The sequence below is a fragment of the Streptomyces pratensis genome (assembly GCF_016804005.1).
GTDB lineage: Bacteria > Actinomycetota > Actinomycetes > Streptomycetales > Streptomycetaceae > Streptomyces > Streptomyces pratensis_A.
Genome location: NZ_CP051486.1, coordinates 5,127,488 through 5,146,826, shown reverse-complemented (window position 1 = coordinate 5,146,826; position 19,339 = coordinate 5,127,488). Strand labels below are relative to the sequence as shown.

16 protein-coding genes and 1 pseudogene are annotated in these 19,339 nt (G+C 69.8%); 11 read left to right on the top strand and 6 right to left on the bottom strand.

Going from position 1 to position 19,339, the window contains the following annotated elements:
- Positions 1–35: 35 nt before the first annotated feature.
- Complete coding sequence (locus tag HED23_RS20930) at positions 36–578, top strand: Clp protease N-terminal domain-containing protein (RefSeq protein ID WP_203184928.1); 543 nt, start codon at positions 36–38, stop codon at positions 576–578.
- A gap of 67 nt (positions 579–645) precedes the next feature.
- Positions 646–1,680: an EamA family transporter gene (locus HED23_RS20925; protein ID WP_203184927.1), complete on the top strand. Its 1,035-nt coding sequence runs from the start codon at positions 646–648 to the stop codon at positions 1,678–1,680.
- Between the two features lie 514 nt (positions 1,681–2,194).
- Here HED23_RS20925 and HED23_RS20920 read toward each other — a convergent pair.
- Positions 2,195–2,890: a pyridoxamine 5'-phosphate oxidase family protein gene (locus HED23_RS20920; RefSeq protein WP_203184926.1), complete on the bottom strand. Its 696-nt coding sequence runs from the start codon at positions 2,888–2,890 to the stop codon at positions 2,195–2,197.
- Positions 2,891–2,925: 35 nt separating this feature from the next.
- Between HED23_RS20920 and HED23_RS20915 the strand changes: the two genes are divergently transcribed.
- On the top strand, positions 2,926–4,257 hold the full coding sequence (locus HED23_RS20915) for an aminotransferase class I/II-fold pyridoxal phosphate-dependent enzyme (RefSeq protein WP_203184925.1): 1,332 nt from the start codon (positions 2,926–2,928) through the stop codon (positions 4,255–4,257).
- Here HED23_RS20915 and HED23_RS20910 read toward each other — a convergent pair.
- On the bottom strand, positions 4,248–5,243 hold the full coding sequence (locus HED23_RS20910) for a DMT family transporter (RefSeq protein WP_203184924.1): 996 nt from the start codon (positions 5,241–5,243) through the stop codon (positions 4,248–4,250). The two genes, HED23_RS20915 and HED23_RS20910, sit on opposite strands and share 10 nt — an antisense overlap.
- Positions 5,244–5,316: 73 nt before the next feature.
- Between HED23_RS20910 and HED23_RS20905 the strand changes: the two genes are divergently transcribed.
- Positions 5,317–6,231: a LysR family transcriptional regulator gene (locus tag HED23_RS20905; protein ID WP_203184923.1), complete on the top strand. Its 915-nt coding sequence runs from the start codon at positions 5,317–5,319 to the stop codon at positions 6,229–6,231.
- Here the strand turns inward: HED23_RS20905 and HED23_RS20900 are convergent.
- Both HED23_RS20900 and HED23_RS20895 read right to left on the bottom strand, forming a co-directional pair.
- Positions 6,225–6,698: a pyridoxamine 5'-phosphate oxidase family protein gene (locus HED23_RS20900; protein ID WP_203184922.1), complete on the bottom strand. Its 474-nt coding sequence runs from the start codon at positions 6,696–6,698 to the stop codon at positions 6,225–6,227. The two genes, HED23_RS20905 and HED23_RS20900, sit on opposite strands and share 7 nt — an antisense overlap.
- Positions 6,699–6,799: 101 nt before the next feature.
- Positions 6,800–7,258, bottom strand: coding sequence for a Rieske (2Fe-2S) protein (locus HED23_RS20895; protein WP_203184921.1), 459 nt, complete (start codon positions 7,256–7,258; stop codon positions 6,800–6,802).
- Between the two features lie 307 nt (positions 7,259–7,565).
- On the opposite strand from HED23_RS20895, the gene HED23_RS20890 reads away from it, so the two are divergent.
- Positions 7,566–8,069 carry a GNAT family N-acetyltransferase gene (locus tag HED23_RS20890; protein ID WP_203184920.1) on the top strand — a complete coding sequence of 168 codons (504 nt, stop codon included), beginning with the start codon at positions 7,566–7,568 and terminating at the stop codon, positions 8,067–8,069.
- A 389-nt stretch (positions 8,070–8,458) separates the two neighbouring features.
- Here the strand turns inward: HED23_RS20890 and HED23_RS20885 are convergent, their stop codons facing one another.
- Positions 8,459–9,685, bottom strand: a complete 1,227-nt coding sequence (locus tag HED23_RS20885; protein ID WP_203184919.1) for an SGNH/GDSL hydrolase family protein — start codon at positions 9,683–9,685, stop codon at positions 8,459–8,461.
- 213 nt (positions 9,686–9,898) lie between these two features.
- On the opposite strand from HED23_RS20885, the pseudogene HED23_RS20880 reads away from it, so the two are divergent.
- The 3 genes and pseudogenes from HED23_RS20880 to HED23_RS20870 all read left to right on the top strand — a co-directional run.
- Positions 9,899–10,390: pseudogene (locus HED23_RS20880) on the top strand (DUF664 domain-containing protein); the annotation flags it as partial.
- Between the two features lie 450 nt (positions 10,391–10,840).
- Positions 10,841–12,091: a cytochrome P450 family protein gene (locus HED23_RS20875; protein ID WP_420803045.1), complete on the top strand. Its 1,251-nt coding sequence runs from the start codon at positions 10,841–10,843 to the stop codon at positions 12,089–12,091.
- A gap of 218 nt (positions 12,092–12,309) precedes the next feature.
- Positions 12,310–13,332 (top strand): S66 peptidase family protein, encoded by a 1,023-nt coding sequence (locus tag HED23_RS20870; RefSeq protein ID WP_203184917.1) that lies wholly within the window; start codon positions 12,310–12,312, stop codon positions 13,330–13,332.
- Between the two features lie 262 nt (positions 13,333–13,594).
- Here the strand turns inward: HED23_RS20870 and HED23_RS20865 are convergent, their stop codons facing one another.
- Positions 13,595–13,864 (bottom strand): barstar family protein, encoded by a 270-nt coding sequence (locus tag HED23_RS20865; protein WP_203184916.1) that lies wholly within the window; start codon positions 13,862–13,864, stop codon positions 13,595–13,597.
- Between the two features lie 338 nt (positions 13,865–14,202).
- Between HED23_RS20865 and HED23_RS20860 the strand changes: the two genes are divergently transcribed.
- The 3 genes from HED23_RS20860 (at position 14,203) to HED23_RS20850 (ending at position 18,644) form a co-directional block, all read left to right on the top strand.
- Positions 14,203–14,394 (top strand): hypothetical protein, encoded by a 192-nt coding sequence (locus tag HED23_RS20860; protein WP_203184915.1) that lies wholly within the window; start codon positions 14,203–14,205, stop codon positions 14,392–14,394.
- Between the two features lie 855 nt (positions 14,395–15,249).
- The gene (locus HED23_RS20855; protein WP_203184914.1) at positions 15,250–17,064 is read left to right on the top strand and encodes a beta-propeller fold lactonase family protein; all 1,815 of its coding nucleotides are present in this window, start codon (positions 15,250–15,252) and stop codon (positions 17,062–17,064) included.
- Positions 17,065–18,308: 1,244 nt separating this feature from the next.
- A complete protein-coding gene (locus HED23_RS20850; protein WP_203184913.1) occupies positions 18,309–18,644 on the top strand; it encodes a MerR family transcriptional regulator in 336 nt (111 codons plus the stop codon).
- Positions 18,645–19,339 lie beyond the last annotated feature (695 nt).

The following is a 19,339-nucleotide window of genomic DNA, read 5'->3' as shown; positions in this document are numbered from 1 at the left end:
ATGACTTCACTCCACGGGACTGATGGGGTGGAGTTGTGCAATTCCGGACGTCAGGGATCCCCGAACAAGCTCCGCCGATCCACCCGTGGTCAGGTGCCGGCCTGAGTACCACGATGGCCGTGGTGGTGACCGGCGCCCGCAGGAGGGCGGTGCGTGACGGCGACCGTCATGTGGACACCGCTCATCTTCTGCACTCCCTCGTCGAAACCGACCCCGAGGTGCGGAACGCCTTCGACGGCGGGCCCCAGCTGGCCAGGGTGCTCGGATATCTCGTGCAGCGCAGCATCGGATACGGCCTCCGCTGGCAGGGGACCCAGGAGGATTCGGGTGCGTTCCCGGCCGTACGTGAACCTGCGGGCGAGGGATGGTCTCCCTCTGCGGCGGCGGCAATGGACCGTGCCGCCCGGAGTGCGCTTCTGCGCGGGGAGCTCCACGCCGAAGGGCTCGATCTGCTGGTTGCGCTGGTCGCCGATCCCCGATGCCGTGCGGTCGAGGTGCTGGAGCGGGCCGGGGTCACCGCCGGGTGGCTGGCTCCCCGTGCGTTGGACCGGACGGCCGGGAAGGAATCACGCGGGTGATCATGAACACGCGGTGGACAGGTGTGACGGGGGTGACGCTGCTGACGCCTGCTGCCATGATGTGCCGATGCACGTGTCTCAGGGGAGAAGCGCCGGTCTGGGCCTGGCCCTTGCCTCGGCCTTCGCGTTCGGCGGTTCAGGGGTCGCGGCCAAGCCGCTGATCGAGGCGGGGCTCGACCCGCTGCACGTGGTGTGGCTCCGGGTGGCAGGCGCCGCCCTGGTCATGCTGCCGGTCGCGTGGCGGCACCGGAACCTGGTGCGGGAGCGGCCGGTTCTGCTGGCCGGTTTCGGGCTGTTCGCGGTGGCCGGGGTGCAGGCTTTCTACTTTGCGTCGATCTCACGGATCCCCGTCGGCGTCGCCCTCCTCATCGAGTACCTGGCGCCCGCGCTCGTCCTCGGCTGGGTGCGCTTCGTGCAGCGGCGACCCGTCACCCGCGCCGCCGCGGCCGGTGTCGTACTGGCGGTCGGCGGGCTCGCCTGCGTCGTAGAGGTATGGGCCGGCCTGAGCTTCGACGCGGTCGGCCTGCTGCTCGCACTCGGCGCGGCGTGCTGTCAGGTGGGCTACTTCGTCCTGTCGGACCAGGGAGCCGGTCACGGGGGCACGGGCGGCGCCGCACCCCCGCACCCCGTCGGCGTCATCGCGTACGGACTGCTGGCAGGAGCCGCGGTGCTCACGGTGGTGGCCAGGCCGTGGGGCATGGACTGGGCGGTCCTCGGCGGGAGCGCGGACATGGACGGGCGCGACGTTCCCGCCTGGCTGCTGCTCTGCTGGATCGTGCTGCTCGCGACCGTGCTGGCCTACGGCACCGGTGTGGTGTCGGTACGACTGCTCTCGCCCCAGGTAGCGGGTGTCGTCGCCTGCCTGGAGGCGGTCATCGCGACCGTACTGGCGTGGGTCCTGCTCGGTGAGCACCTTTCCGCGCCGCAGCTCGTGGGCGGCGGGGTGGTGCTGATCGGTGCCTTCATCGCGCAGTCGTCCGCGCCCAAGCCGCCGTCAGGGCCGGTGGCATCGGGGCCGGGCGCGCCGGCCCCGGAGGCGACGGGAGCGCGTCAGCCGGCCGCTGTCGAAGGTGAGTTGTCCCGGCCGTCGTCCACTTCGTAGGGCGCGGTCCTGCCGCGGCCCGTATATCCGCCTCCTGCCACCCGTCGCGAGGCGGCCGCTCAGGACGAGGGCCGGCCCGGGTCCGCCCCGGGCGCTGTGCCGATGCCTGCGAGCGGAGCCGAGCTGATCCCCGCCTCTTCCGGCAGGGCACGTGTCGTCCGGCGGGGGGCGTGTTCCTGCCCGTCCTGGGTCTGCCGCCGCTGTCCCGTCGTCACTCGTATCACCTGAGGTATGGCCCGCGCGCCCGCCTTTTTGCCTTTGCGGATCGGTGATCCCGGGCCGCTCGCCCTGTCGTTCCGGCGCCCGCCGCCCCCTGTCGTTCCGGCGCCCGCCCCCTCCTGTCGTTCCGGCGTCGCGTCGCCGGCCTCGTCCCGTCGTGGACATCCCGCGCCCGCTCATTGCGGTGGCGGGACCGGACTTCGCCGAAGCGCGCGGCGCGGCAGCCGCCCGCCACCGGACCGCAGGTGTGGTCCGAAGCCGCCCCACTGCGCCGCCGACGAGTGCGAGCGGCGGGTCAGAGCGCGCTGAGGTACTCCGGCAACTGGACGGCGGGGGACAGGTCGACGGACGGGACCGGTTCCGCGTACCACCTGGACACCGGGACCACGCCCGCCCAGTGCGGAAGGGCCAGGTCTTCCGGTTCGTCGTTCGGGCCGCCCGTTCGGATCTTGGCGGAGACCTCGTCGAGGTCGAGGCGGATCACCGCGGTCGCGGCGAGCTCCTTCGCGTCGGCCGGACGCGAGTCCTTCGACCTGCCGGGTACGACCTGGTCGACGATGGCGTCGAGCGCCGAGCGCCGCTCCTCGGGGTCGGTCACCGTCCTCGCGATGCCGTGGACCACGACGGAGCGGTAGTTCATCGAGTGGTGGAAGGCGGAACGGGCGAGCACGAGACCGTCCACATGCGTCACGGTGAGGCAGACGGCGAGGCCCGGATCCGCCGCACCCGTCGCGCGCAGCGGGCGCGATCCGGTCGAGCCGTGCACGTACAGCCGCTCACCGATGCGCCCGAAGAGGGTGGGAAGGACGACGGGCGCACCGTCGCGGACGAAGCCCAGGTGGCAGAGGTACGCCTCGTCGAGTATCGAGTGGACCGTTTCGCGGTCGTACGAGGCGCGCTGCCTGGAGCGGCTCGGGACCGTGCGCTCCGTCGGCTCGTAGGAGGCTGCCTCGGGGAGGCCGGTGCTGTCGGGCGTGGCGGTGTCCGGCATTGCGTACTCCATTGCACTAGTGCATAATATTGTTTGTGCTAGGAGAGTATCGGATCAGTGGGCGGCGTGCATCCGACATCGCCGCGAGCGTCGAGCGCGGGGTGGCTTCGGGGGATCTCGAGCCGGGTCATGTGCTGCCGCCCATGCGGGAGTTGGCGGCCGGGCTCGGCGTCAATCCCAATACGGTTGCCGCCGCCTACCGGACCCTGCGTGAGCGGGGAGTGATCGAGACCGCGGGTCGACGTGGGAGCCGGGTGCGGGCCCGGCCCGCGAGCACGGCGCGCGGCTCGCTCCGGGTGGAGGCCCCTCCGGGCGTGCGTGACCTGGGTGACGGCAATCCCGATCCCGCTCTTCTGCCGGACCTCGGCGAGGCGCTGGCAGCGGCCGCGGTTGCGTACGGCCGGGGGCCGGGGCTGTACGGGGACGCGGCGGTCGTCCCCCGGCTCGCGGAGCTCGCGCGGGCCGGTCTGGACGCCGACGGCGTGCCCGCCGGTCCCGTGGCGGTCGCGTCCGGCTCCCTGGACGCGATCGAGCGTGTGCTGACGGCGCACCTCAAGCCCGGTGACGCGGTTGCGGTCGAGGATCCGGGGTGGGGCGCACTGCTGGATCTCGTCCCGGCGCTCGGGATGCGCGTCGTTCCGGTGGCGCTGGACGGGGAGGGCCTGCTGCCCGGAGAGGTGGAGCGGGCCCTGAAGGCGGGGGTCAGGGCCCTGGTGGTGACGGACCGGGCGCAGAATCCGACCGGCGCGACGGTGGGGGCCGGAAGGGCCGGCGAGCTGCGCTCCGTTCTCGCGGAGTATCCAGGGGTCCTCCTGGTCGAGGACGACCACGGCCACGCCATCGTCGACCTGCCGGTGTACCCCCTCGCGGGGGTCACGGAGCGCTGGGCCTTCGTGCGGTCCGTCTCCAAGGCGTACGGGCCCGACCTGCGGGTCGCCGTGCTCACCGGGGACGGGCTGACCGTGGACCGGGTCACGGGACGGCAGCGTCTGGGACCCGGCTGGGTCAGCGCGCTGCTGCAGCGGACCGTGGCGCACCTGTGGGAGACGGGGGCCGTCGACACCACCGCTGTCGACCGCTCCTACGGGGAGCGCAGGGACGCTCTCGTGAGGGCGTTGGAGGAGCGGGGGATCACTGCGTACGGGCGCACCGGGATGAACGTGTGGGTGCCCGTGAGCGACGAGACCGGGGCGGTGACCAGGATGCTGCACTCGGGCTGGGCGGTGGCGCCGGGAGCGCGGTTCCGGATGGACTCGCCGCCGGGAATCCGGCTGACCGTCTCGTCGCTGACAGCCGCCGACATCGAGCCCCTCGCGGACGCGGTGGCGGCAGCGGCACCGGCCGCCCGGCCGGTCAGTTACGGCTGAGCCGCCGCCGCACCCGTGCCACGACGGGGCGCGGCCGCGGAGCCGCGGGCGCGATTCTGGGTGAGTGCGGCGCCCGCGAGGACCACGAGTGCCCCCACCGGGGTGTTCCAGCTCAACTGCTCACCGAGCAGGGTCACTCCGGCCGCCGTGGCGATCACCGGGATGAAATAGGTGACCATCTGCGCCGTCGTGGGGCCGACTTCTTCGACGAGCCCGTACTGGAGGAGGACGGCGAGCCCGGTCCCGAGTGCTCCCAGAGCCACAACGGCCAGTGTGGGCAGCAACGGGAAGTGGTCGGGAGTTGTGGTGAACACCGGTACGACCAAAGCCAGTTGCACGGTGCCGAGGAAGAGCTGGCTGCCGGTCAGCGCCAGGGTGGAGGAGCCGGTGCCCGCCAGGGTGCGACGGACGTGGATCCAGCCGATCGGATAGCTGAGCGAGGCGAGCAGCGCCATCGCCGTACCGGTCATGTCCAGCCCTGAGAAGCCCTGCCAGGCGCCAAGTACCGTCAGTACGCCGATGAACCCCAGGCCGAGCCCCGCGACACGACGGCGCGTCGGCCGGTCCTCGGAGAGTGCGACGAGAGAGAGGGCCATGCCCCACAGGGGTGAGGTCGCGTTGCAGATGCCGGCGAGGGTGGACGGGATGGTCAGCTCGGCGTACGCGAAGAGCGAGAACGGCAGAGCGTTGAGGAAGAACGCCGCGACGAAGAGGTGACCCCAGGTCCGGCCGGAGCGGGGCAGCTGCTCGCGGCGCACCGCCATGGCGACGGCGAGGACCGCTGTCCCGGACAGCAGCCGCCCGAAGGTCACCTGGAACGGAGCGAACCCGTCGGTGCCGACCTTGATCAGGAGGAAGCTGAACCCCCAGATGAGCGACAGCGCCGCGAAACGGACGCGCCAGTTCAGGGCCGGTCGCAGCAGCGGGGGCGCGGGCAGCGGTGTGGCGGAAGGAGGCCGTGTTCCTGGTGCGGCGGGAGCGCTCATGCGTCAACCATGACGAACGAGATAGCGTAGGACAAGTGAGACTTCATTGGGCTCTTGCCGTAGCATTGCTTACATGTTGAATTTGGAGCGCCTGCGCACGCTGGATGCCCTGGCCCGCCACGGCTCGGTGGGCGGCGCGGCCGACGGGCTCCACGTCACCACCTCGGCGGTCTCCCAGCAGATGGCCAAACTGGAACGCGAGGTGGGGCAGCAGCTCCTGGCCAAGAACGGCCGGGGCGTCCGGCTCACCGACGCGGGCCGGCTGCTCGCGGACCATGCCGCCAAGATTCTCTCGCAGGTGGAGATCGCGCAGTCCGACATCGAGGCGCAGCGGGGGCAGGTGGTCGGCGAGGTCCGGCTCGCGGCCTTCCCGACGGCTGCGCGCGGGCTGTTCCCCACCGCCCTCACCACGCTCCGCGCGGAGCACCCCGAACTCAGGCTGCGCACGACGGAGCTGGAGCCCGAGAGCGGTATCCGTGCGGTGCTCCGGGGGGATGCCGACCTCGCCGTGGTGCTCGACTGGAGCAACAAGCGACTGCCGGTTCCCGGCGGCCTCGCCAAAGCCGAACTCCTCGACGACGCGCCGGACATCGCCATGCCCGCGGGGCATCCGCTGGCGGACCGGGGAGAGGTGGACATCGAGGATTTCGCAGACGACGACTGGGTCTCCTGGCCGGAGGGTGAATTCTGCTACGACTGGCTGATGTTCACGCTGCGGTCCAAGGGCATCGAGCCCCGCATCGCACACCTCGCGGGCGAGCACCACACCCAACTCGCGCTGATCGCAGCCGGATTCGGAGTCTGCGTGGCACCCAGGCTGGGGCGGGGGCCGGTGCCGGAGGGTGTGCGCCTGGTGCCGGTGCGGCAGCCGATGCGGCGCCACGTCCACGCGGTCTGGCGCACCGACGCGGACCGGAGACCGTCGATCCAGGCTGCCGTGGAGGCCCTGCGCACCGCCGGCCGCGCTCTGCACGCGCCGGTCTACTGAGCCGGTCCGGACAGCTTCCTGAAGTCCCAGGACCTGACGGCCTGTGGTGTGAGCCGGATCCAGGCGTGCCGCTCGTCGTGCGGCAAGGAGTCCAGGCCGAAGTACTTCGCCGCGAACATCCTCTCCGGATGGTCCAGTTCGGCGCAGTCCTCGCCGGTTCGGGGGATCTCGCCGACGAACCGGACCTCGCCGGACAGTTCCACGCCGCGGAGCTCGCCGTACTCCTCCCCGTCGTCCACCACCACTGCGACCCTCGGGTCGCTCCGGAGCTGTGCCCATCGCAGGCTGCGCGTGAGTGAGTAGAGCCAGATGGAGCTGCCGTCCCACACGAACCAGAGGGCTCCGACGTGCGGCATACCCTCGGGGGAGACCGTGGCCACCCGGCAGGTGCGCTGTTCCGTGAGGTAGGTGTTCCGTTCCGCGTCGGTCATCATGATCCGACGGCCACGGAGCTGGGCGATGGTCACGGGATGCCTCTCCTGCGGTTCGGCCGGTCCGGGAATCATGGATCCTCATCCATGGTCACGCAATGGCCCGTCACGCAATGGCCCGGTCCGGCCCGGGCCCGTCAGGCAAGGGTGATGGAGCCGCCCTCCACCCTGATCTCCTTCTCGGGCAGTGGCTGGGTCGCGGGGCCACCCGTCGCCTCGCCGGTCGCGGCGTCGAACGTGCTGTTGTGACAAGGGCAGTTGATGACACCGTCGGCGATACCCTTCACCGCGCAGCCCTGATGGGTGCACTTCGAGGAGAACGCCTTGAACGTTCCCGCCGTGGGCTGGGTCACCACGACACCCTTGTCGGCGAAGACGACGCCTCCGCCCTCGGGGATGTCGGCCGTTTTCGCGAGGGCCGCTGTGTCGCCGTTCGCTCCTCCGTCTCCCTCGGCGGACGGCTGTACCGCGTCGGAAGCCCCGGTGTCCTGCGAGCCCCCGCATGCGGTGAGAGCGGCAGTCACCCCCACCGCGCCGACCGCCGCGACGACGGAGCGCCGCCCGAAGTGGGCCGGGCTCTCCTGCGATGCGCTCATGCCGTCTTTCCCTTCATCGGAGTGACAAGACCTCACGAGTGGATACGCGCCGGTGGCTTCCCGCGTTCAGCAGCGTCAGGCCGGGACGGAGAATGTGACGAGCGCCATAGTAGGCGAGTTGCATCCGGGCCGTTCGCTCGTATGTCGTTGCCCAGAAGCCGTTGCCATACCGATCAGGGAGTCTTTCGATCGAACGGGAGTCTCGATCGGGCGATCGCGGGCACTGCCCGGCATGAGAGCCGGTCCTGGCGGAATACGGGCAAAATCCACAGGAACGGACGGCCGCGCGCTGCTACGGTCGGGCGCCATGAGCTGGCTCCCCGACAACTTCGTCCATCCCGTCCTGGTACCGCTGCCGGGCAGTGGTCATCACCTGCGGCCGATCCGGGAGGCGGATACCGCGCTCGACTATCCGGCTGTGATGGGTTCGCGCGAGCGGCTGTGGACCATCTTCGGCCCAGCCTGGGGATGGCCCGCGGCCACCATGACCTACGAGGCCGACCGGGCCGACCTGTTGCGGCACGAGAAGGAGATCGCCGCACACCAGTCCTTCAACTACGCGCTGTTCGACGCGGCGGAGACAGCTCTGCTCGGCTGCGTCTACATCGACCCACCGGACAGGGCAGGCGCGGACGGTGAGATCTCCTGGTGGGTGGTGGACGAACTGGTGGACAGCAAGGTCGAGCAGGACCTCGATGAGCTGGTGCCGCAGTGGATCGCCGCCGACTGGCCTTTCGAGCGGCCGCGCTTCCTCGGCCGAGAGATCTCCTGGTCGGACTGGCTCGCCCTGCCGGAGCACCCCGACGCGTAAGTAGGTTCTGTCGTACCGAGAGGTTCGGTCGCGGGTCGAACCCGGGTGCCCGGTCGGGTGACCGGCTCGTGGCCGGAGATGAAGCCAGGGCCTCCCGTGCAGCTCATGGGTGTTGAAGTCCATTCGAGCGTCAGGAGGCCCTGTGCCTCGGTCTTCCGTGCCGGTGTCCGTGGAGTCCAACCCGGATAACCCGTCGTATGACTGCCTCGCCCATGTGTACGGGAACGCAGCCGACCGCGGTGAGCTGACGCGTCACTACCCCTCGGACATGACCGACCAGGAGTCGGCTCAGGTCCGTGCCGCGATGCCGGTGCCCGGCCGGCTGGAGAGCCGTGGCGGGCAGCGCGCTCAGGTGCTCAGGCCAGGAGAGGCAGGGAGTGCCTGCCGTTTCAGGTGCGGGGCGAGTCCTTCCGCGAGGGACCGGCGAGCAGCATGCCGAGGTCGACGGCGTCGGCCATCGCCCGGGTGCCCGCGTCGTTGGGGTGCAGTCCGTCCCCGCTGTCGTAGGCGGGGTCCAAGGCCAGTGGGTCGTCGGCCGACGCCGTCGCCGACGCGAAGTCGACGACTCCGTCGAATGCTCCGGATTGCCGGATCCAGTCGTTCACCGTGGTCCAGGTCGCCTGGCGTTCCGGAGTCCACACGAACGAGCCGCGGAAGGGCAGCAGAGTTCCGCCGTACACCGGAACGCCCCGGGCGTGCACCTTCGCGATGAACGTGCGGTACCCCGCGATGATGTCCTCGGCGGACGCGCTGAATCCGATGTCGTTGATGCCCTCCTGCAGGATGACGGCCCTGACTCCGCTCTGGCCGAGCGCGTCACGTTCCACCCGGGAGATTCCTGACGGGCCGTAGTAGGGCTCTCCGTCCCGTTCGGCGATGAGCCGGTTGCCGCCCAGTCCGGCGTTGACCACCGCGAGGGTGCGCCCCTCCCGGTCCTGAAGCCGGCGGGCGAGGTGGTCCGGGTAGCGCTGGTTGGCATTGCCGGTGGTGCTCGCGGTGTCGGTGATGGAGTCGCCGAACGTCACGACGGTCCCGGCCGTACGGGCGCCACCGCGCACGTCGACGCCGCTCACCAGCATCCAGCAGGGGGTGTCCGTGTAACGGGTGCCCGAAGTGGCGGCGGCCGCGTTTCCGGCGGCGAGATAGTTGCCCTGGGCGGTGAACGGATGGTTCGTCACCGGGCCCGTGGCCCGGCCCACGTGGACGCTCACCAGGAGGCTCGACAGAGCCCGCACGCGCATCGGCACGGGGTCACTGAAGAGATCCTCACCGGCCGCGATCGTGGTTCCCCTGCGACCGTCGAAGGTCAGCGTACGCAGCGTGCCCGGCACGGCCGCGGCCCCGGACCGCTGGAGCGCGACGGTGACGTGGTCCACGCTCACCGGCCTTGTGCCGAAGGTGTTGGCGAGCCGGATCCGGACCTTGTCGCCGCCGCCACTGACGAACAGCACGTTGCGGACCGTCCGGTCCTCCAGGCCTGATCCGGCGGGGCAGCTGTTGCCCGGGATCTCGGTGCCGGCCACCTGGCTCGCGCCCCAGGCGGCGACCCACGGTCCGCCGGACCCGTGGGCGGAAGCGGGCGGTACGCCCGTGACGGACAGTGCGAAGGCGCTCACGGCGCTCACGGCAGCGAGGCGCAGTCGTGTGACTGCAGCGGGGCGTAAGAGCATCGGCGTACTCCTTCGGTGTGGTGCGACCACGGCGGCGCCCGGCGCCGGCCCTGAAGCGTTCTGGCAACGTTGTCACCGCGGGGGAGCGGCTGCCGTGACGATGAGACCGGACCTGGCACGTGGGCACAAGGGGGGTTCGAGTCAGGCGAAAACCGGTTCATGGCCGTCGGCGCAGAGGGGGCCGAGTGCCCGGGGCGCCGAGAGTCGCGTCGCGAGGAGGTGCTCGGGTTTCTTCGTAGCGACGGTGCAGGAGGCGACTGCTGGCAGTACGGCCACGCCCGGCAGACCGCAGGCACACCGAGGGCCTCCCGTTTGGATCACGCTGGGCTCGCGGAGTCCGGCACCGAGGTACTGTTCCTCGGCGCTGACGAGAGGCAGAACCCGTCGTGCGACGAATCGAGCGAGGACGCCGACTGGCAGACCGGCGGCCGTCCCCTGGCCGAACTCCTCACGGAGTACGAGGCCCGGTGTGCCCGCGTCAACGAGATCGCCGCCGCTTCCCCTCTGGACCACGAGGGCCGGCACCCCGGTTTCCCCTCCGACAGAGGGAACTTCCGCTGGGTGCTGATCCACCTCGTCGAGGAGACGGGCCGGCACGCCGGGCACGCGGACATCGTCCGGGAGCTGCTCGACGGCTCGCGGGGCTGTTACTGGCGCGGCTCCCCATGGACACGGGCCGTCCGGATCAGGTCACCCCTGGAAGCACGTCCGGGAGCCTCCCGCCTCGCCCGGGTGCTCCCGACCCGTAAGCCCGTTCGGATACTCCCGGCCCGTGGCGGGTGACGCGGCAAACGCCCAAGGCGCCCGGCGCGAGTCACAGGACGGGAGGAGCTGCCCGGTGGCACCCGGGAGCGTCCGGAAGCCACGCGCGCGCCGCGGGGAGAGCCGTCCCGTGTGGTCGCGACGGATGCGGCGACAGGATCCGGCGGTGACCGCTCCGGCCGCCGAACAGATGGGCCCTGTTGGTCTACGCTTCCCATGTCTCCTATTCCGCAAGCGAGTTCGACTTACCTGGCAGGATCCTGTCCGTGCCGTCCCGTCGGCATCCGGCCGCCGAGGGAGCAGGCCGGCCACCCACCCACTCCTCGGTCTGGAGCCCTGTTGAACACGTCACCGGCGAACTCCGCATCCGGCCGCGCGCACCGCATGGACCCTTCCGGCGGCTGCCCGCACGCGGCCAACGCGCGCCTGCTGTCCCAGGGCGCGGTCACCGCGATCGTCCTGCCCGGCGAGGTCGAGGGGATGGCGGTACTGGGTCACGACGCCCTCAAGGAGTTCCTCGCACACCCTGATGTGGCCAAGGACGCACAGCACTTCGCGGCACTCCAGGCGGGTGAGATCGCCGACGGGTGGCCGCTGAAGACGTTCGCGACAGTGCAGGGGATGACCACTGCCGACGGCGCCGACCACCGAAGGCTGCGGTCCCTGGTGAGCAAGGCGTTCACGGCGCGCCGCGTGGAGGAACTGCGCCCGCGCATCGAGACGTTGACCACCTCACTCCTGGACGGTCTGGGCCGGGCCGCAACCGCGGGTGACGGTGTCGCCGACCTGCGTGCACACTTCGCGTTGCCGCTGCCCATGGGAGTCATCTGCGAACTGCTGGGCGTGGACGCCGGGCACCAGGACCGGCTGCACCACCTGTCCAACCGCATCGTCGCCACCGACATCGGCCCTGCGGAGGCGATGGCGGCCAACCGGGAGATGGTGGATGTGCTCAGCACGGTCGCAGCCGCCCGGACGGAGAATCCGGGGGACGACCTCATCAGCGCACTGATCGCTGCCCGGGAGGCGGACGGCGACCGACTCGGCCCGCACGAGCTGATCGGCACCCTGATGCTGACGATCATCGCCGGACACGAGACGACCCTCAACCTGATCACCAACGCCGTACGCGCCCTGTGCACCCACCGCGACCAGCTCGCTCTGGTCCGGTCGGGCGAGGCGAGCTGGGCGGACGTGGTGGAGGAGACGCTGCGCTGGGACAGCCCGGTCAGCTATTTTCCTTTCCGCTACCCCACCCGCGATCTGACGCTCGACGGCACCGTGATCCCCAAGGGGACTCCGGTGCTCGCCGGTTACTCGGCTGCGGGCCGCGACGAGAACGCCCATGGCCCCGATGCCGACCGCTTCGACATCACCCGCGCCGGCGAGACCCGGCACCTCTCACTCGGTCATGGCGCGCACTACTGCATGGGAGCCCCTCTGGCACGGATGGAGAGCACGGTGGCGCTCGCCCAGTTGTTCGCGCGGTTCCCTGACCTCGCTCTCGCAGTCCCCGAAGCCGAACTGCCGCGCCATGCCTCTTTCGTGGGCAACAGTGTCCAGGCACTTCCGGTGCGCCTCCACGGCTGACTTCACAACCGAGACCCGGGGGTGGGCATTCTGCGAAAAACCATCGGCCTTGTCGAAATCGCCCTCTAGGCCACCTGGGGGTCGTAATCCTCCTCTATGTGTCGCAATTCTCTCGTGGAATGCGGTGCGGTCTGCTTTCCATGAGCCTTTTCCGACCTGGGAGGGCGCCGATCGGTAAATGTTCAGCGTGACGTTGCGAGTGTTGGGACACTTCGTCGGTGACCGGTTCTGCGCTGCCTCAACTGCTGCGCCCTCGTGCCCTGAAGCCCGGAGATCTCGTCGTTGTCGCATCGCTGTCCGGGCCGCTCCACGCTGCTTACGAGCCTGACCTCGAGCAGGCGGTGGTCGTGATCGAGCGGATGGGATTCCGCGTGCGTCGGGCACCGCTCCTCGAAGCGGGGCGGCACCACTGGTGGAGCGCGAGTCGGCCGGCGGAGATCGCAGAGGAGTTCAATGGACTACTGCGTGATCCTGAGGTGCGCGCGATCATCGCGCATGACGGTGGCCAGACGGTGCTCGGTTACCTCGACCTGATCGACGTCGAGGCGATCGCGGCCGACCCCAAGCCGATCCTCGGCTACAGCGACATCTCACTGCTGCATCTGGTGCTCTACGCGCGCACAGGTCTGGTCGGATTCCACGCCGACGTGGCCACCCCCGGACTCGGCAGGCACTGGCAGGCCGCGCCGGCAGCACGCAGAGCGGAACTTGAAAAGCTCTACTCGACGCTGCTGACCGGCGGCGAGGCGATCGGTGCGCTGCCGGCCACCCCGTCGTGGGAGTGCTGGCGTGCCGGTCGCACCGAAGGCCGGCTGATCGGCGGGCTGCTCAATCGCATCGCGCTGGCGCAGGCAACACGTTTCGCGCTGCCTCTCGAACGGTTCGACGGCGCGGTGCTCTTCTGGGAGGAGGCGGGCAGCCAGGCAGCGCATGTGTGGAGCTATCTGCAGGTACTGCGGCACTCCGGCATCCTCGACCGCATCTCCGGCATGGTCGTGGGCGTCCCGCACGCGATCGACGGACTCGACTCGCCCGACACGTCCCCGACCCTCCCCGAGCTGATTCTCGACGTCCTCGGCGACCGCGACATCCCCGTCCTGGGCAACGTCGAGTTCGGACATGCCGGCCCGAATCTGCCGATGCCGGTCGGCATCCTCGTCGGCCTCGATGCGCAGCAGCGGACACTGTCGCTGCTTGAACCGGCGGTACGGCCTCTCATGGTGAGGGGGCCGGTCGGCTGAGCAACGCGGAGTACCCACGTCTCGGCTCCTTCGGCGCGGAGCGCCGGAGACTGGGAGCCCTCAACCGCGCGGACTGTGCGATCCAGCACGTGCCCGTGTCGAAGGGAGCGGCGGTAGGCGGACTGAATGAGCAGTGTCCAACCTGACGGGTGGTTGGACGACACCCCCGCTGCAGCACCACCCGGACGACCGCCGTCGTCGCCCTCGAACTCGCCACCTGATCAAGATGGAAAGGCTCAGTACAGACGGGCAAACGTCACGGTTACAGGTACTCCACCCGAAGACCCGGCCGATAGAGGTCGCGGTAACGAACAAGGCAATCGCTCAGCATCATCGCTTCGCCTGGCACACGCTCAGCCAACAGCTCCCAACCCGTGAAACGCACATGCTCAGGGATGAAAACAAGGCCGCTGACAGCGTCCCAGAAGGCACTCCAGTTCCGACCGTAGAAGTCCGGAAAGCCGAACTTGCGCTGAAGCAGTCGATGCAGTTCGTCCTCGTTAGCGACCGAAGCCACGTCGATGGTCACCATGACCTCATCGTAGGCACCAGCCGCGTCCTCGAATACGGCAGACCTGACGAACTACTAGACCGATGTCCCCGGCGTCGAAGGCGTCGTGGTCAAGAGCCTGACGGGCCGCTACCGGCCAGGCGTGCGCGGCTGGTCGAAGGTCCGCCGCAGGAACACCACCGAAGCATTCATCGGCGGTCTCACCGGCTCCCTGCACCGCCCCCAGGTCCTGCTCCGGGGCCGCTACGACATCACCGGCCGCCTACGACTCGTGGGGCAAGACCACCCCGCGAAAACCGGCCCGGCCCAGGACCTCGCCGAGCACCTCACCGCAGCCGGCCCCGACCACCCTTGGGCCGGTGTCCGCTTCACCGCGTCCTGGAACAGCCGCACCCCCTTGGGGCCGGCCCCTGGTCGCACCCGTCCTCGTCGCGGAGTTCAGCGCCGACGTGTCACAGGACGACGGGGTGTGGCGTCACCAGCTGCGCTGCGAACGGCTCCGCCTGGACGCCGCCGAAGCCGAGGTTCCGCCGTTCGGCGAGACGCAGTAGCCGCACAGGAGCCAGCACACCCGCGCGGCAACACCGCCCAGTGGACGCCGAGGCCGGCGAGCACCGTCGCTGCTCGGGAGTGAGCTCACGCGTCGGGTGACCCCCGCACGCCTTCTCCAGCTCCACGACCCGCCTGTCCACAGCGGTTGGGGGCGGAGCAGCTTGAAATCGACTGCTTCTCGTCCCGCTGCGCTCCGGCCGGCGGCAGGTATCCGCTGAACGGCTGGGTCATTCCGGTTCGGTCCGGTTGCTCTGCGGGGTTCGTGCGCGCCGCTGGTGGCGACCGTCTTCTGGGGGACAGGCGGCGGGGGTGTCCGGGCGCTCACCGAACCCCCACGCGCGGCTTTCCGGGTGGAGGGTCCTCCGTCGGCTTTGACGCCTCAGCACGGGGCGTTGGCGGTTTCTTCCTCTCTCCGGGGCGGGCGGTCGATTCCGCAACGGCGTACGGCGTTCGGGTGTCCGGTGTTGCGGTGGCTGTGCTGCATTGTGGTGACACCTACCTGTTTCCAGCCTGAATTACGTCTCTTCACCGTTCTGTCCCGCTGTGGGGACTGCCGCTGTCATGCTGGCGCCGACGACCTGTCCGGGCCGCCGCGCGACATGTTGCAAGCGGGAGGTGACTGTGCGCCGTGGCCCGCTCCGCGCTGTCCAGACACCGCCCCTGGGCGTCCTTCTTCCGGGCCCCTCCTTCCTGTCGTCGGCCCGCTGCCGGGAATCGTCGCCCGTGTCGCCGCGGCTCCCCAGGGGCTCTCTGTCCCCGCCGCCTGAACCCGGAATGCTGAAAGGGACACCCTGATGTCTGCGATAACCCGCCTCCGCCCCCCGGAGCGAAGACTCCGTAGCCGCTTCACGGCGGTGGCCTCTGCCCTCGCTCTGGCCGGGTACGGCATGCTCGCCGTCACCTTCGCCGCCCCCGCTCACGCCGCCCCCACCGCGCGCCTGGCCTACGTGACCGACCTGATGGCGAACGAGGTGTCGGTGCTGGACACCGCCACCAACACCGTCACGGCCACGATCCCGGTCGGCAGCAGTCCGATCGGGGTGGTGGGATCCCCGGACGCGGCACGCGTGTACGTCACCAACAACGCTTCTTCCTCGGTGTCGGTGATCGACGCCGCGACCAACACCGTCTCCGCGACCGTTCCGGTCGGTGCAGGCCCGATCGGGGTGGCCGTCTCCCCCTCGGGGGACAGCTTCTATACCGCCAACAGCGGCGCGAACACGCTGTCGGTGGTGGACACCGCCACGAACTCCGTCACCGCGAGTGTCCCGGTGGGCAGTCAGCCGTTCGGCGTGGCGCTGTCCCCGGATGGTGCGCGCGCTTACGTGGCCAACAACGGCGGTAACACGGTGTCGGTGGTCGACACGGCCACCGCGACGACCGTGGCGACCGTCGGCGTGGGCGAGAAGCCCAACTTCATCGCGGTGACTCCGGACGGATCCCGCGCCTACGTCGGGAACCAGAACTCGCACAACGTGTCCGTCATCGACACCGCCACCAACACCGTCACCGCCACCATCCCGACTGGCATCGGCCCGTTCGGCCTCACCCTGTCCCCGGACGGGACCCGCGCCTACGTCAGTAACAACTCCTCCTCCTCGGTGTCGGTGATCGACACCGCCACCAACACGGTCACCGCGACCGTCGGCGTCGGCAACGGCCCGTTCCAGAGCGCCGTCACCCCCGACGGCGCCCTCGCCTACGTACCTAACGGCTACGCCGGCACCATGTCGGTGATCGACACCGCCACCAACGCGGTCACGGTAACCTTCCCCCTCGGCTCGTTCCCGTACTCGGTCGCCTTCGCCGAGGCGGGCGCCAGTGCCCCGGCCGCGGATCTGTCGGTGTCCGTATCCGAATCCGCCGACCCCGCCGCCCTCGGCGGCACCTACACCTACACCGCCACCGTGACGAACGACGGACCCGACGACGCCACTGGCACCACCGCGACGACGACGCTGTCCGGGGCGGCCCGCACCATCAGCTCCGCCACGACCTCGCAGGGCTCCTGCACGATCAGCGCCCCCACCATCACGTGTGCTCCGGGCCCGCTGGCTGACGGGGCGTCTGCGACGGTCACGATCACGGTGGAACCCGCGGCGACCGGCAGCATCACCGCCACGACCACTACCGACGCTGACCAGGACGACCCGGCATCCGGGAACAACTCCGACGCCGAGTCCACCGCTGTCAACAACGGCAACGGGTGCACCATCACCGGCACCCCCGGCAACGACACCCTCAACGGCACGAACGCCGCCGACGTGATCTGCGGGCTGGGCGGTAACGACACGATCGACGGGAAGAACGGCGACGACACCCTCTATGGCGGTTCCGGGAACGACGTCATGGGCGGCGGGAACGGCGCCGACACCCTCTACGCCGGTGCCGGTGACGACACGAACTACGGCGAGACCCTCCTGGGCTCGCTGCTGTACCTGTTCGACAACGGGAGCGACCACATCTACGGCGGCCCGGGCAACGACGACCTCGACGGGCAGAACGGCAACGACATCCTGGTCGACACCTCCGGCATCGACACCATGAGCGGCGCCCTGGGCAACGACAGCATCAACGTGGCGGACGGGGCCGGGGGAGATACCGCCAACGGCGGCCTTGGCTCCGACACCTGCACCGCCGACACCGGTGACATTCTCAGCAGCTGCTGACACCGGCATCGGCACAGGCTTGGTGGCCGCCCGCAGAAACTGCGTGCGGCCATCGCTGTACCGGCCGCCCTTGCGCTCCGAGGCGGCCTCTTCCCACAGGGTGACCGCCCTGAAGCAGGCGTTCAACCCCGCATGAACGTGCCGACATCCCACACCGGCTGATCGTCGGCGGAGGCGAGGACCGACAGCGCCGGGCTGCTTGTCAGCGGCTGCTCTTCGGTTCCGCGTACCACGTGGAGCACGTGCCACCCTCGTCCTCATCGCAGCCGTTGAGAGCCCCCATCTACCCCGAACCGTTGTGCACACCCGCCTGGCCGGGCGGATCCGGCCCCATGGGCCGGCGGTTGTGATCGGAGGTGGCGCGAACGGAGGGGAAGGCCGGCGTCGCGGACCTCTGGCCCGGTGCACAAGGGCGACCGGGTGAGGGAGGTGGGTGATCCGTGGTGTTCTGCCGCCGGACACGGAGCGCACTCCGGTCCTGTTCGCGAGGAAGGCGACTACCTCGCTGGCACGAGAACGAAAATCTATGCTGGGCGGAGTAGACATTGGGTGGTGGTGTGGTTATGGTTTCTCTCGTAGCCAGAAGGACAGCAGGGCCGGGCAGAGACGAACTGCCGGGCAGCAGTACCCGCAGTTGCAGTGTGTAGGACGGTGCGGTGGCGGAGTTCCGAAGCCAGGTTTGTTGTAGGACGGCGACGGGGCTGGCGACCGGACCGGGCAGCCCGCAGTAATCAGGGGCCGCCGTAGTGGTTCCGCACGAGCAGTACCCGTTAGTGCGGTGGCAGTACCAGCAGTGAAGTGATCAGGAAGTACCTCGGTGAAGGCGTCGGCTGCGGGCGCGCGCATCGGGAGGTTCGGCAGTGGGGTTCTAAGCCAGAGCAGACGCAGGACGGGTGACGGGGCTGGCTGCCGGAGAGTGTGGCGCTGTCACAGGTCACCGAGTAGTACGCATCACAGTTGGCAGTACCAGCAGTAGTGATCCCAGAGGGATGAACGGAGGAACAGAGCGCCATCAGGATCGCCCGGACGCCACGCGAGTCCGGGTACCGCAGGACATCGATAGTGAGGTGGTCTCCGGTCAAGCAACCGCGATCCCCGCACCCCCGACCACAGCATTCAGGTCGGGTTTGCGGAAACAGAAGGCCGGCGCGGAATCAGGGCCGGCAGATGGTGTAGCAGTTCCTTCGGGGCCCCGGTGCCATGGCACCGGGGCCCCTCCAGCGTGTTCCACAAGAGAGGTGCAAGTGACAGCAGACGACTCCTTCGGCCGTCTCGACGACGACTACTACCCCGCCTACACCATGGGCCGAGCCGCAGACATGCTCGGTACCACCCAAGGCTTCCTTCGCGCGATCGGCGAAGCCCGCCTCATCACCCCCCTGCGCTCCCCGGGCGGCCACCGCCGCTACTCCCGCTACCAGCTGCGCATCGCCGCCCGCGCCCGGGAGCTCGTCGACGGCGGGACCCCGATCGAGGCGGCCTGCCGGATCGTCATCCTCGAGGACCAGCTCCAGGAAGCCCAGCGCATCAACGCCGAACACCGCCGCACTGCCGAACCGACTGAACCAACAGCCGTCTGACAGGGCTGCAACGGCTTACTGTCCGCCGCGTCGATGGCCTCCTACTGTGCGTGCCCCGACCGGCATCGACCCGAGACTTGTATGTACCGCTTGGCCCCGTCGGCTCGCAGCGGGGCGGCTGCCGGGGAGGCTGGGCGCCGCACCAGCTTGGCGCCGCAGAGCTGACGCCCGAACTGGAGACGGCCGCAGACTTCACCCATCCGCTCGCACCCACCGTGGGAACTTCTGCGCGAGCTGGTCAGGGCCCGCGCCTTGTTGCGCGAGACGGCCGCGGCGTTGGGGATCCTGACACCGGATCACCCCGACACCGGAGACACTTTCGCTGCGGTGCGTGCGGCGGTCGTGCGGGTCGATGAGGCGACGCTTGAGGTGATGCGGGAGAGGCGTACCCGGCTGTGATGCCGAAGAAGGCCGACGGCGGGAACGACACGTTCGAGCTGCTGGAGTACCTCTACGGTCCGGCCGTCACAACGAGCACACCGACCCGCATCTCGTGGCCGCCTGGGACCCCCCACGTGCCCTGCCCGGCACGCCACCCCGACGCGACGACCTTGGGCGCTCTCGCGCTGCTCCTGGACGCCCGACGTCAACACCGTCCGCCGGCACATGAAGCCTTACCGCAGCGGTGCGATCCCGGCCACCGCTCCCTCCCACCTGACCGTCCGCAGGGTCACCGACGGATCATGCGCCTGCAA

Coding starts and splice junctions, on each gene's coding strand:
- HED23_RS20925 (WP_203184927.1), top strand. CDS start 646: ATGCACGTGTCTCAGGGGAGAAGCGCCGGTCTGGGCCTGGCCCTTGCC.
- HED23_RS20920 (WP_203184926.1), bottom strand. CDS start 2,890: ATGCCGGACACCGCCACGCCCGACAGCACCGGCCTCCCCGAGGCAGCC.
- HED23_RS20910 (WP_203184924.1), bottom strand. CDS start 5,243: ATGAGCGCTCCCGCCGCACCAGGAACACGGCCTCCTTCCGCCACACCG.
- HED23_RS20905 (WP_203184923.1), top strand. CDS start 5,317: ATGTTGAATTTGGAGCGCCTGCGCACGCTGGATGCCCTGGCCCGCCAC.
- HED23_RS20895 (WP_203184921.1), bottom strand. CDS start 7,258: ATGAGCGCATCGCAGGAGAGCCCGGCCCACTTCGGGCGGCGCTCCGTC.
- HED23_RS20890 (WP_203184920.1), top strand. CDS start 7,566: ATGAGCTGGCTCCCCGACAACTTCGTCCATCCCGTCCTGGTACCGCTG.
- HED23_RS20865 (WP_203184916.1), bottom strand. CDS start 13,864: ATGGTGACCATCGACGTGGCTTCGGTCGCTAACGAGGACGAACTGCAT.